The following is a 13856-nucleotide window of genomic DNA, read 5'->3' on the forward strand; positions in this document are numbered from 1 at the left end:
AAGATGAGCCTCGGCGCTCACCTCGTCGAGTTGCGCAATCGCCTGATCATCTCGGGAATCGCGATCGCGATCGGCCTGGTCGCCGGCTGGTTCCTCTCCGAATGGGTCTGGAACATGCTGCGGCAGCCGATCCTCGATCTCGAGATCGACGGCCGCACGGCCCTGATCCAGTACACCGACGTGAGCAGCGGCTTCGATACGAGGGTTCAGATCTCCCTCTTCATCGCGGTGCTCCTCGCCAGCCCGGTCTGGCTCTATCAGATCTGGGCGTTCATCGTGCCCGGGCTCAAGCGAAAGGAGAAGTGGTACGCCGTCGGCTTCCTCGGCACCGCCGTGCCGCTGTTCCTCGCCGGCGTGTACGCGGGCTGGAGCGTGCTGCCGAACATCGTCCGGCTGATGTCGACGTTCCAGCCCGAGGAGGACGCCTTCCAGATCGAGGCGCGGACCTATCTCGACTTCACCGTCAAGCTGCTGCTCGCGATCGGGGTCGGCTTCGTCATGCCCGTGTTCCTCGTGCTGCTCAACTTCATCGGAGTGCTCCGCGGCCGGTCCATCCTGGCGAGCTGGCGCGTCGCCATCCTCTGCATCGTCCTCTTCGCGGCGATCACCACGCCCGCGGCCGATCTGATGAGCATGTTCCTGCTCGCCGCACCGATCGTCGTGCTCTACTTCCTGGCGGCGGGCATCACCATCCTGCACGACCGCCGCGTGGACAAGCGCGAGGCCGCGGCACTCGCCGAGTACCTCGGCGACGATCAGCCCTCGGCGGCGAGCGGCGAGGTCCCGTGAGCGAGGAGTTCCCGGCGCTCGACGAGTTCGCCTCCCGGCTCGGCTTCCCGCTCGACCCCTTCCAGCGCACGGCCTGCGAGCGCCTCGAACAGGGTCGGAGCGTGCTCGTCGCGGCGCCGACGGGTTCCGGCAAGACGACGGTTGCGGAGTTCGCGGTGCACCTCGCGCGCCGAGCGGCCGACCGCCGGATCTTCTACACGGCCCCGATCAAGGCGCTGTCGAATCAGAAGTTCCGGGAGCTGTGCGCGGAGTACGGCGAGGAGCAGGTGGGGCTGCTGACCGGAGACGTCAACCTGCGCGGCGACGCGCCGATCGTGGTCATGACCACGGAGGTGCTGCGCAACATGATCTACGCGGAGAGCGACGGCCTGGACGGCCTCGCCTTCGTCGTGCTCGACGAAGTGCACTACCTCGGCGACCGCTGGCGCGGCGCGGTCTGGGAGGAGATCATCCTGCACCTCCCAGCCGAGGTCCGTCTGGTGTCCCTCTCGGCGACGGTGTCGAACGCCGAGGAGTTCGGCGACTGGATGCACGCCGTCCGCGGCGACACGGATGTGATCCTCAGCGAGCACCGGCCGGTCCCGCTCTATCAGCACGTGCTCACGGAGAGAGAGCTGCTGCCCCTCTACGTCGACGGTGCGGGCGAGCTCGCCGATCGGGGCCGGCTCAACCCGCAGCTCATCCGCATGGATGACGGAGGCACCGGGCATCGCGGCTCGGAGAGCCGATCGGCCGCGGACCACACGCGCGGCCACCAGGAACGGTACGGACGCAGGGAGCGCTCGCGGGGGCGCGCCCCGCGCCGCCGCGGGCGGAGGATCTCCCGCTCGGATATCGCCCGCTCCCTCGACGAGACCGAGCTGCTGCCCGGCATCGTGTTCATCTTCAGCCGGAACGGCTGCGATCAGGCGGTGCTGCAGTGCCTCCACGCGGGCATACGCCTGACCTCGGGCGAGGAGCGCCGTGAGATACGCGCGGCGGTGCGCGCCACGCTCGACGCGCTGGAGGAGGACGAGCTCCGCGTGCTGGGGGTGAACGAGTGGGTCGCCGGGCTCGAGCGGGGGATCGCCGCCCACCACGCCGGGCTGCTGCCCCAGTTCAAATCGGTCGTGGAGCAGCTGTTCCAGCGACGTCTGGTGAAGCTCGTGTTCGCGACGGAGACGCTGGCGCTCGGCATCAACATGCCCGCCCGATCGGTGACCATCGAACGGCTCGACAAGTTCAACGGCGAGCAGCGGGTACCGCTGACGTCGGGGGAGTACACGCAGCTCACCGGTCGGGCGGGGCGCCGCGGCATCGACCACGAGGGCCATGCCGTCGTGGTCTGGAACGGGGGGATGGATCTCGAGGCGCTCGCTCATCTCGCCTCCGCGCGGTCCTTCCCCGTGCGCTCGAGCTTCCGGCCGACGCCGAACATGGCGGTCAATCTGCTACAGCGCATGCCGCTCGACCGCGCCCGCGACACCCTGGAGCTCTCCTTCGCCCAATATCAGGCGGACCGTGCCGTCGTCGACCAGGCTCGAGACCTCCGCGCCGAGCAGCGCTCCCTCGAGGGCTACGAGGCGGCGGCGCGTCGGGGCAGCGGCGCGGACAGGAAGCGCTGGGAGGATCGGGCTCGGAAGCTGCGCAGGCAGCTCGACCGCGGCCGTCGACGGGTGGAGGCCCGGACCGGCACCATCGCGCGGACGTTCGAGCGAGTGGTCGACCTGCTCTCCGAGCTCGACTACCTGATTCCCGCCCGCGGACCCGAGATCGAGGTGACCGCCTACGGCCGCCTGCTGCGGCGCATCTACGGGGAGCGGGACCTGCTCGTCGCCGAGTGCCTGAAGAGGAACGCGTGGCGCGGCATCGATGCGGCCGGACTCGCCGCCCTGTGCTGCGCGCTGAGCTACGAACCGCGCCGCGATGACGAGGCGGAGGGTCGCTGGCCCGGCGGCGCCTTCCCGCAGGCCTTCGAACGGACGCTCGAGCTCTGGGACGAGCTGGGGGAGCTGAGCGAGCGGCACCGGCTCGCGTCTGCCGAGAGACCCCACGCCGGCCTCGCGAGCGCGATGCACGGCTGGGCGCAGGGGTGGACCCTCGAGCGGACGCTCGAGCGGTCGGGCGTCGGCGCCGGCGACTTCGTGCGTTGGGCGAAGCAGACCATCGACCTGCTGGACCAGATCGCGCAGGCCTGCGAGCAGGCCGAGGTCGACGTCGATCGGCTGGGCCGTCTCGGGCTCCGGGCGCGGGAGGCGAGGCGGGCGGTGCGTCGCGGCATCGTCGAGACGGCGAGCAGTTCGTGAGCGACCGGCCCGTGGCGCCCGAATCGCCGGGCTCCCGGCCGCGGCGCCTGCCGTGGTGGCTGGCGTTCCCGCTGGCGCTGCTGGGCGGGTCGGCGCTCGACGCGGCCACTCCCGCGGTGGCCTGGTGGCCGGCGGCTCTGATCGGCGCGGTCCTCGTGATGGTCGCGGTCTGGCACCAGCGCATCGGCGCCGCAGCGGCCGCGGGCGCGCTCGCTGGGGCGGGGTTCTGGCTGCCGCACATCTCGTGGCTGACGCTCTATCTCGGGCCGATTCCCTGGCTCGCGCTCAGCGGCGTGATGATCGCGTGGTTCGCGCTCTTCGGCGCGCTGGCCGCCGTCGCCACTCGCGGTCTGGCGTCGGGTGCTGAGTTGTGCAGGGTGCGGGGCGCGGGGACCCGGCGCAACTCAGCACCTCAGGCGGTTTCCCCCGAGCGAATACTCGGCGTGCTGCTGCCGCTCGCCCAGGCGGTGACGGTCGCCGGGCTCTGGGTGCTCCGCGAGCAGGTCCAAGGGGCCTGGCCCTACGGCGGATTCGCCTGGGGAAGGCTCGCGCACACCCAGGCCGAGGGCCCGCTGGCCGAACTGTCCTCCTGGCTGGGCTTCTCCGGGCTGAGCGGCGTGATCGCGCTCGCGTGCGCGTTGCCGGTCGCGGTCGGCTTCTCGCGTGCGGCACGAGACGGATCCCGCGGCGCGGCGCGGCGCGCGGCCCTCGCAGTCGGGGTCGTCGCGGTGTCGTTCGCCCTGCTGTCGCTCGTGCCCGCCGCCGAGCTCGAGCGCACTGGAGCGCTGCGGGTCGCCGCCGTCCAGGGGAACTCGGAGTCGGGGATCTTCGACGATCGGGAGAACGGCGACGTGATCGGCGATCACCTCCTCGCGACCGAACGGCTGCTCGATGGCCTCGAGGCGAGCGGCGATCGCGTGGACGTGATCGTCTGGCCCGAGAACAGCGCTGAGTTCGATCTGCCCGGTCAGCCGTATCGGCTTCAGGCCGTCGAGCGCCTCTCCGCCCGAGCCGGCGCACCGATCGTCGTCGGAACGATTCTGCGGAACGAGGACGGCAGCTACACGAACAGCACGCTCGTCGTCAGCGCCGAGGTCACCGGCCTCGACGGCACCGGCGCCGACGGCCTGACCGATGCGCGTTACGACAAGCGGAGGCCCGTGCCGTTCGCCGAGTACATGCCGAACCGGCCGTTCTTCCGCGCCCTCGTGCCCGATCTGGTCGACCTCGTTCAACTCGAGTACACCGCGGGCGCGCGTTCCGCGGTGATCGACATCGCTCCCGGCGCGTCCGGCGCCGCGCCCTCGACCGTGCGCGCCGGCATCGCCATCTGCTTCGACATCATCTTCGACGACCACGCGGTCGCGATGATCGGCGATGGCGCTGAGGTGATCTTCGCGCAGACCAACAACGCCGACTTCGGCCGCACCGACGAGAGCGCGCAGCAGCTGCAGATCGCCCGCCTGCGCGCGGTGGAGACCGGGCGCGCGCTCGTCAACATCAGCACGGTCGGCACGAGCGCGGTCGTGCTGCCGGACGGCAGCGAGGCGGACCGGCTGCCGACGCACACGGCCGGGGCGATGATCGCGGAGGTACCGCTCGTGCGCGGCGAGACGCCCGCGCTGCGGCTCGGCTCCGGTATCGCTCTGGCCTGGGGTCTCGCGGCCGTCGTCGGCGTCGGCCTCGGCGCGGCGGGTGCTCTCCTCGCGCGGGGACGCCGCGGACCGGATCCGGCCGGAGCCCGCTGATCCCGGGACGACGGCCGCCGAGGGAGGCCGTCAGCCCCGATCGCCGCCGCGGCGGGCTCGGAGCAGTTCCAGCCGGTCCTGCAGCAGCTGCTCGAGCTCCTCGCGGCTGCGCCGCTCGAGCAGCATGTCCCAGTGGGTGCGTTGCTGCTGCCCCTTCTCCTCGAACTCCGCTCTGGCGGCGCGGCCGGCCTCGTCGTCGAGGAAGCCCAGTTCTCCGCTGCGGGGATCGAACCATTCCGCCGGGGCCTCGGCCTCCCGATCGAACATCACCGAGAAGCGGGTGCCCTTCTCCGTGAGGTACTCCACCGCGCGCCGAGGCGCGAACTCGATGCCGGTCTCGCCCTGCAGGCTGGTGGAACCAATTCGCGCGCCGCGAAGTGTGCGCTCGGCCATCGGTCCTCCTTGTCCGCGAAGCCGCACGGGCGGGCCTCGCGATTCTCTCGCGGCTTTCGCCGTTCCGTGCAGCCTAGCGCGCCCGGCCCATCGGCGACAGGTCCGTTCCCGTATCGTCACCCGACGGACTACGCTGGGAAGGATATCTTCCGAGCGATCCACTTAGGAGCCACAGTGACTCAGCCACTCGAATCAGGCCGACTCGAGGGCAAGCGCGCCCTCGTCACCGGATCGTCGCGGGGGATCGGCGCGGATACGGTGCGCTATCTCGCGCGGGCCGGCGCCGACGTCGTGGTGAACTTCCGCAACAAGGCTCCGCGCGCGGAGAAGCTGGCAGCCGAGCTGCGCGAGTCGGGCGCTCGCGCGCTCGTGCAGGGCGCCGACCTGACCGATCCCGCCTCGCTCTCGGAGATGTTCGACGCGATCGCGCAGGAGTTCGGCGGGCTCGACCTCCTCGTCCTCAACGCCTCGGGCGGTATGGAGAGCGGGATGGGGGAGGACTACGCCCTCCGCCTGAACCGCGACGCGCAGCTGGCGGTGCTCGACGCCGCGCTGCCGCTGCTGGGAGAGGGATCCCGGGTGGTGTTCGTGACCAGCCACCAGGCCCACTTCATCCGCACGACCCCGACCATGCCCGAGTACGAGCCGGTGGCGCTGTCCAAGCGCGCCGGGGAGGACGCGCTGCGCGCGCGCATCCCAGAGCTCGCCGATCGGGGGATCGAGTTCGTGGTGGTGTCGGGAGACATGATCGAGGGGACGGTGACGGCGACGATGCTGGAACGCGCCCGGCCCGGCGCCATCGAGGCGCGCCGAGAGTCGGCCGGGCGCCTCTACAACGTCTCGGAGTTCGCCTCCGAGGTCGCGCGGGCGGCGGTGGAGCCGGTCCCGGCCGACCACACTCGCCTCATCGGCGATACCTCCGGCTTCGTGGGCTGACGCTCGCGGCCTCGCCCCTGACATCCGCCCGCAACGATCCCTCCGCGGATGCGGGCCGGGCCGGGCCTCGGTCCGCGCCGGGCCGGAGCCTCCCGCGCAGCGGGTCTGGACGCGAGAGAGGCGGGCACGGCTGCGGCGACGGCCGGGCTGCAGCGCGCACCCGTCGACGGGGCAGTGTTACGGGAGTGTTTCGTGCGCTCCGCCTCTTCGGCGCAACAGGCCATCGGTCGCAGATTCTGCGGTAACGATGGCACTTGCGACAAGTGCTCGAAGAAAACTTGTGTTTTCATTCGTTCTGCCGAAGAAAGCGGTGCTACGCTCGAATCTCCCTGTCAGGGCGTTTTGACGTGCCTCCGGCCCGGCATCGCCTCGGACACGGTCCGATATCCGTCGAGAGGACGCATGTGACGCGAACGAACCCGAGCCCCCGGCCCGAACGCGCTGACGATGCCTTCGGGCTCTACGATCCTGGTGCGGAGCACAGCGCATGCGGGGTCGGGTTCATCACGCGCAAGGACGGGCGCCCGAGCCATGACGTGATCGTCAAGGGCGACGAGGCGCTGTGCTCGATTCCGCACCGCGGCGGCATGTCGTCGGAGGGCGTCGGCGACGGAGCCGGGGTCAGCCTGGACCTCTCCGTCGAGTTCTTCAGCGCGATCACCGGGCAGACCCTGCAGTCCGGGCTGTTCGGCGTCGGGAACTTCTTCCTGCCGACCGATCCGGCTTTCGAGCCGGAGGCCCGCGCGCTCATCGACCGGGCGATCGGGGAGCGCTTCGAGATCCTCCTCGTCCGCGAGGTGCCCGTCGACCATTCCGCCGCGAGGCCGGCCGCCGAGCGCTACCAGCTGCCGATCCTCCAGTGGGTGTTCCGATCGCCAGACGGCGAGGACCGCGCGGCCACCGACCGCGCCGCGAACGAGGCGCTGCTGGAGATCGAGCGCCGGGCCTTCAACGAGCCCGAGCTCGCGGGCCTCTATCCGCTCTCGCTGAGCGCGCGCACGCAGGTGCTCAAGGGCCGGCTCAATTCCGGCGAGGTGATCCCGTACTTCGTGGATCTCCGCGACGAGCGGCACTCCGTGCGCAGCCTCTACTTCCACACCCGGTTCTCGACCAACACCGAGCCCCATCCGACGATGGCGCAGCCGTTCCGGATGCTGGCGCACAACGGCGAGCTCAACACCGACCGCAAGAACCGGCTGAGCGACGACGCCCTCGCCCGCTCGAGGCATCGCAGCATCGTGCGGCCCGCGGGCCAGTCCGACAGCAGCCGGCTCGATCAGACGCTGCAGAGCCGCGTCTTCGACGACGGCCTGGACATCGTGGAGGCCGTCGTCTCGCTCATGCCGCCGGCGTGGGAGAACGACCGCTCGCTCTCGCAGCCGGTGCGCGACATGTTCGAGTTCTTCTCGCTCTACGAGGAGAAGAACGACGGCCCGGCCGCCGTGATCTTCTCCGACGGGGACGTCATCGGCGCGCGCCTCGACCGGCTCGGCCTGCGCCCCCTGCGGACCGTCGAGACGGAGGAGTACCTGGTGGTCTCCTCCGAGGCCGGCCAGATCGCCTTCGGCCCCGAGGAGATCGTGCACCGCGGCCGCATCGAGGCCGGGGGCATGCTCTACTTCGACCATCGCGAGGGTCGGAGCTACCGCACCGAGGACGCGCTGGAGAAGCTCGCCGCCCAGCGCGACTACGGCGCGCTGCTGCGCGCGGCCATGGTGCGGATCGAGGAGCTCGACTCCGCCGTCTCGACGCGGGGTCCGAACACCCTCGGCTACGAGGGCGACCTGTCGCTCGGCGGCAGATACGTCTCGTACTCCCTGAACCAGGAGACCTTCCGGTTCATGATGGATCCGATGCTCGCGAACGGCGCGGAGCGGATCTCCGCGATGGGCTACGGCAACGCGATCAACGCGCTCTCCGACCACGAGGGCGGCATCTCGAAGTACTTCTCGCAGCGCTTCGCGCAGGTGACCAACCCGCCGCTCGACAGCATCCGCGAGGCCGACGGCATGAGCATGCGGGTGGCGCTCGGCGCCAAGCCGGACGGGGGCGGAGCGGCCGACACGCAGATCGTGCTGGGCTCGCCCATTCTCGGCCATCTCGAGATGATCCGGCTGCGCGAGCAGCGGCTCGTGCCGCTCGAACGCTTCGACGCGCTCTACACGCCCGATTTCGCGGATCCGGAGAGGAACGCCGCCGGGCTGCTGAGCGCGGTGCAGGAGCTCTGCGACGGCGTCGAGGCCTTCGCGCGCGACGGCGGCGGCATCGCGATCCTCACCGACCGGCAGATCTCCAGGGATCTCGCGCCCATCCCGCTCGTCATCGGCATCGCCGCGGTCAATCAGCGCCTGATCGAGACGGGGCTGCGGCTCCGGATCTCGGTGGTCATGGAGAGCGGCCAGATCTCGTCCTCGCACCACGTCGCTGTCGCGCTCGGCTTCGGCGCCTCGGCCGTGTACAGCATCAGCGCCCGTCTGCGCGCCGAGGAGCGCTATCCCAGCCCGGTCGGGCCGGCCGAGGACCTCACCGAGACGGACTCCGCGGTCGAGCGCTTCCGCAAGGCCGCCGAGAAGTCGCTCGCGAAGACGATGGGCCGGGTCGGCCTGTGCACCGTCGAGAGCTACATCGGGGGCGAGTTCTTCGAGCCGAACTACCTCGACACCAGGGATCCGGTGCTGGCGAAATGGTTCCCCCACCTGGACTCACCGGTCGGCGGCGTCGGTTTCGTGCGGATCGCCCAGGCCGCCACCGAGTGGCACCAGCGCGCCCGCTCCGTCGAGGACGACTCGCAGATCCCGCTGCTCGGACTGTTCAAGGAGCGCTCCGAGGGCGCCGGGCACTCCTACGGCACCGCCTCGGTGCGCGGATTCACCGCGCTCACCGAGGAACCGCCCGCTTTCGCGCCCAAGCCGCACGATCGCCACACCGCGCTCAGGCTGCTTACCGTGCATCAGCTGGAAGACGCCTTCGGCCTCGACGATCACGCCTACCGGGGCACGGGCTACGAGGAGCTGAGCGACAAGGCGATCGACCAGTTCCGGATCACCCAGGGCTACCGCGACTTCGTGGCGGCCACGAACCTCGAGCGCACGCGGCGCCCCTCCGCGCTGCGCGACGTGCTGGCCCTGCCGGTCGACGTCACCGCGGCGCACACGCCGGAGGCCTTCGCCCGCGAGCTCGGCCGCTGCTCCGAGCTCGGCAACTCGAGCATCCTGGTCCGCGGCCTCGCCGTGGCGAAGACGGCGGACGCCGGCTACCGGCTCACCCTGACGAACGTGGTCGACAGCCTCGATCAGCGCGTCGACGCGCTCCGGCAGTTCCTCGTCGAGGCTTACGGTCGGGAGCTGGTCGTCGAAGAGGTCGGCAGCGTCTCGCTCTCGGTGCGAGCCGAGGGCCGTGCGGCCGCCCTGCTCGAACTGCTCGGCGAGGCGCCGAACAGCATCGCGCTGTCGCAGGTCCAGCCGGCGCACGAGATCACGCGGACGCTCACCTCGGGAGCGATGAGCCACGGCGCGCTGGTCGCGAACGCGCACGAGGCGGTCGCCCACGGAGTGAACATGGTGGGCGGATTCTCGAACTGCGGCGAGGGCGGAGAGCACTACAGCCGCTACGGGACGATCCGAGGCTCGCGCATCAAGCAGTTCGCCTCGGCGCGCTTCGGCATCTGGGCCGGGTACCTCGCGGATCCGATGCTCGAGGAGATCGAGATCAAGATGGGGCAGGGCGCGAAGCCGGGCGAGGGCGGGCAGCTGCCCGCGGCCAAGGTGACCGTCGACATCGCGGCCGCCCGCGGCGGCACGCCGGGCATCGAGCTGGTCTCGCCGCCGCCGCACCACGACACCTACTCCATCGAGGATCTGGCGCAGCTGATCCACGACTGCAAGGCGGCGCGGGTCCGGGTGATCGTCAAGCTCGTCTCGACGGAGGGGATCGGCACGATCGCCGTCGGCGTGGCGAAGGCCGGCGCCGACGTGATCAACGTCGCCGGGAACACCGGCGGCACCGGCGCGGCGGCCGTGACCAGCCTCAAGTACGCCGGCCGCTCCGCGGAGATCGGCGTCGCCGAGGTGCACCAGGCGCTCGTCGCGAACGGGCTGCGCGACAAGGTGGTCCTCCGCTGCTCGGGGGCCCACCAGACCGGCAGCGATGTGGTCACCTCGGCCCTGCTCGGCGCCGACAGCTTCGAGTTCGGCACCACCGCGCTGATGATGCTCAAGTGCGTCATGGCCAAGAACTGCAACATCAAGTGCCCGGCGGGCCTGACGACCAACTCGGAGGCCTTCGACGGGGATCCCAGGGCCCTCGCGCAGTACCTCTTGAACATCGCCCACGAGATCCGCGAGATCCTCGCGCGACTGGGGCTGCGCTCGCTGCGCGAGGCGCGCGGGCGTTCGGATCTGCTGCAGCTGCTCGACCACCCCTCCGCCGTGGGGCGCCTCGACCTGCGCGCGATGCTCCGCGTGCTGCCCGAGCGCGTCGTGAACGATCCCGTCTACCTGGAGAAGGACTTCCGCACGGACGACGCCCTCATCGAGCGCGTGCGCGCAGCGCTCGTGGAGGGGAGGGAGGCGTCGCTCGCGGTCGACGGGGTCGAGCTCGGAAACAGCGACAAGTCGGTGGGCGCCCAGCTGTCGATCGACATCGAGCGGATGCTGAACTACGAGTTGATCGAGGACGCGGTCGCCGAGCTCCCCGCCGTGGTCGTCGACGATCGCGGGCGCAGACGGTTCGGCGACGGCGCGATCACCGTCAGCACCACCGGTTCCGCCGGGCAGTCCTTCGGCGCGTTCTGCAATGACGGCCTGATCCTGCAGCACACCGGCACCGCCAACGACGGCGTCGGGAAGGGGCAGTCCGGGGGCCGGATCGCGATCTGCTCGCCGGGGGGCGGCGCTCCGGGCCACGGCGGCAACGTGCTGATCGGCAACTTCGCCCTCTTCGGAGCCACCGGCGGACGCACCTTCGTCGCCGGAGATGCGGGCGACCGATTCGCGGTGCGCAACTCGGGCGCGACCGCGGTCGTGGAGGGCGTCGGCGACTTCGCCTGCGAGTACATGACCAACGGCGCGGTGCTCAACCTGGGCGGTTTCGGCACCGGCCTCGGCAACGGCATGAGCGGCGGGTTCGTCTACCAGTACGACCCGGAGGGCGCGCTCGAGGGCAGTTACAGCGCCGACTCGCTGCTCGTCCTGCCGCTCACCGACCCCGAGCACGGCGCCTACCACGAGCAGGCCATCCGGCTGATGCTCGAGTGGCACCTCGAGGCGACGGGGTCACCGCTCGCAGAACGTCTGCTCCGGGACTGGGAGCAGGAGCGCGCGCACTTCGTCTTCGGCATGCCGCGCGCGCTGCTGCTCTATCAGGACGCCGACGAGATCCTCGCCCAGAAGACCCGCAAGGAGCTGCTGGACGAACTCGCCGAGTCGCTCGCGAAGGACAAGCTGCGCAGCTTCAAGCAGGACTACCGCGACCACCGGATGGTGCTCGGCGGGCGCGCACCGAGCTTCGGGGAGGGCAGCGTGGCCGACAAGTTCTCTCTCCTCTCGTCGTTCGCCGTGCTCGCCTTCGCCCAGCAGATCGCGCTGGAGCGGGTGCCCGGAGCCACCGAGCACTCCGATCCTCGCGTCCTCGACGCGGTGCGGAAGCTCATCCTCACCGAGGACTTCGCCGTGATGCAGAAGGTGCTCGGATATCTGCGGCGCACGCTGGACGACTTCGGCGATGCGGAGCTGGCGACGCTCATCGCCGTGAAGCGGCTCGACGACTACAAGCGCTCGCTCGCCATGCGGAACGTCCGGGGCATGGACGCGCCCGGCACCTACGGCTGGATCCTCCATCAGGACGCCAAGAACGCCGATCGCACCCGGTCGGCGAGATTCGACGAGCTGCTGGCCACCGCCGCCCTCGACGACATCTCCGCGAGGGTGCTGCAGACCACCGAGCAGGGGGCGCGATGAACGGGCTGTACATTCCGGCGGACGCGCCCTTCACCCAGGAGCAGGAGGCCTGGCTCACCGGGTTCTTTCTCGGCATCGCGGCGAACAAGAGCGTCGATCAGTCGAGCAGCGCCCCGGCGCTGACCGTGCACGTGCTCTACGGCTCCCAGACGGGCAACGCGGAGGGCATCGCGAACGATCTCGCCGCCACGGCACGCACCCGCGGCATCCTGATGCCGGTGCGCGCGCTCGACGACGTGCCCACCGAGGAGCTCGCCGAACTCTCGACCGTCATCGTGATCACCTCCACCTACGGCGAGGGGGAGATGCCCGACAACGCCGAGCTCTTCTGGAGCTCGCTCGAGTCGGCCGGTCACCCCCGCCTGGAGCAGCTGCGCTTCGCCGTGCTCTCGCTCGGCGACAGCGGCTACGACGATTTCTGCCAGGCCGGCCGGCTGATCGATCTCCGTCTCGAACAGCTGGGGGCCGCGCGCCTGCACCCGAGGGTGGACTGCGACGTCGACTTCGAGGAGCCTGCGGAGGGCTGGATCTCCGAGCTCGTGGCCCGGCTCGCGGCCGAGGCGCCCGAGGCTGACGCGCTGCCGGCCCCGACCGGCGCCGTGCCCGTCCAGAAACCGGCCACCTGGACGAGGAAGCGTCCCTACGAGTCCCGGCTGGTCGAGAATCGGGTGCTCTCCGGGACGGGCAGCACCAAGGAGATCCGTCACTTCGAGTTCGCGCTCGGGGACAGCGGGATCGAGTACGCGGCGGGCGACGCCTTCGGCGTGGTGCCGGTCAACGACCCGGTGCTCGTCGACCGCCTCATCGCCGAGCTGGGCCTCCGCCCGGATCACGAGATCGAGGGGCTGCCGCTCGTGCACCATCTCGGGCGGAAGGCCGAGATCGTCACTCCCTCGCGGGAGCTGCTCGCGCTGGTCGCCGAGCTCTTCCCCGACAGCGAGCCCGGCCGCCTCCTCGCGCGCGGCCAGCGCGAAGGCCTGGACGAGTGGCTGTGGGGCAAGGACACGCTCGACATCGTCCTGAGCACGGGCATGAAGCTGGGCGCCGAGGAGTTCGTCGCGCTGCTGCGTCCGCTGCAGCCGCGCGCATACTCCATCTCGTCGAGCCCGCTGCACAGCCCCGATCGGATCCACCTCACCGTCGCCTCCGTGCGCTACGGGGCGGACCGGCCGCACGGGGGCGTCTGCTCGACCTTCCTGGCGGATCGTCTGGGCGCGGACGAGCCCGTCGGCGTGTTCCTGCAGCCCAACGCCGCCTTCCGACTGCCCGAGGACGGCGACGTGCCGGTCATCATGGTCGGACCCGGCACGGGGGTCGCCCCCTTCCGCGGCTTCGTCCAGGAGCGCGCCGCCATGGGCGCGACGGGGAGGAACTGGCTGTTCTTCGGAGACCAGCACCGCTCGAGCGACTTCATCTACGAGGACGAGCTCGGCGCCTGGGCCGAATCCGGGGTGCTGACCAGGCTCGACCTCGCGTTCTCCCGCGACCAGCGCGAGAAGGTCTACGTGCAGACCCGGATGCAGGAGAGCGGGGCCGAGCTGTACGCCTGGCTCGAGGAGGGCGCGCACCTCTACGTGTGCGGCGACGCCTCGCGGATGGCGAAGGACGTGGACGCGGCGCTGCATCGGATCGTCGCCGAGCAGCGCGGGCGCGGCGACGACGATGCGGCCGAGTACGTGTCGTCGCTCAAGCGGGGGAAGCGCTACCTCCGCGACGTCTACTGAGCCGGCGCCGGACATACCCTACCC

General features: G+C 70.8%; 7 protein-coding genes. 6 read left to right on the forward strand and 1 reads right to left on the reverse strand.

Annotation, left to right across the window (positions count from 1 at the left end):
- The first annotated feature begins 3 nt into the window (after positions 1-3).
- From tatC to lnt, 3 genes are read left to right on the forward strand one after another with little or no spacing between them, the layout of a single operon-like run.
- Entirely contained in the window at positions 4-789 is a 786-nt protein-coding gene (gene tatC / locus J4H92_RS15435; RefSeq protein ID WP_243752305.1) for a twin-arginine translocase subunit TatC, read from the forward strand.
- The gene (locus J4H92_RS11380) at positions 786-3074 is read left to right on the forward strand and encodes a DEAD/DEAH box helicase (RefSeq protein WP_341783083.1); all 2289 of its coding nucleotides are present in this window, start codon (positions 786-788) and stop codon (positions 3072-3074) included. Before tatC ends, J4H92_RS11380 begins: the two co-directional genes overlap by 4 nt.
- On the forward strand, positions 3071-4822 hold the full coding sequence (lnt, locus tag J4H92_RS11385; protein WP_341783084.1) for an apolipoprotein N-acyltransferase: 1752 nt from the start codon (positions 3071-3073) through the stop codon (positions 4820-4822). The genes J4H92_RS11380 and lnt overlap by 4 nt, the downstream gene beginning before the upstream one ends.
- Positions 4823-4852: 30 nt before the next feature.
- Here lnt and J4H92_RS11390 read toward each other — a convergent pair whose 3' ends face one another.
- A complete protein-coding gene (locus tag J4H92_RS11390; RefSeq protein WP_208098310.1) occupies positions 4853-5215 on the reverse strand; it encodes an RNA polymerase-binding protein RbpA in 363 nt (120 codons plus the stop codon).
- Positions 5216-5389: 174 nt separating this feature from the next.
- On the opposite strand from J4H92_RS11390, the gene J4H92_RS11395 reads away from it, so the two are divergent.
- The 3 genes from J4H92_RS11395 to J4H92_RS11405 all read left to right on the forward strand — a co-directional run bounded on the left by J4H92_RS11395 (position 5390) and on the right by J4H92_RS11405 (position 13832).
- Positions 5390-6151, forward strand: a complete 762-nt coding sequence (locus tag J4H92_RS11395) for an SDR family oxidoreductase (protein ID WP_208098311.1) — start codon at positions 5390-5392, stop codon at positions 6149-6151.
- 404 nt (positions 6152-6555) lie between these two features.
- Positions 6556-12108, forward strand: coding sequence for a glutamate synthase-related protein (locus tag J4H92_RS11400; RefSeq protein WP_208098312.1), 5553 nt, complete (start codon positions 6556-6558; stop codon positions 12106-12108).
- A complete protein-coding gene (locus J4H92_RS11405; protein WP_208098313.1) occupies positions 12105-13832 on the forward strand; it encodes a sulfite reductase subunit alpha in 1728 nt (575 codons plus the stop codon). Before J4H92_RS11400 ends, J4H92_RS11405 begins: the two co-directional genes overlap by 4 nt.
- Positions 13833-13856: the final 24 nt, after the last annotated feature.

Source organism: Leucobacter weissii (assembly GCF_017565745.1).
GTDB lineage: Bacteria > Actinomycetota > Actinomycetes > Actinomycetales > Microbacteriaceae > Leucobacter > Leucobacter weissii.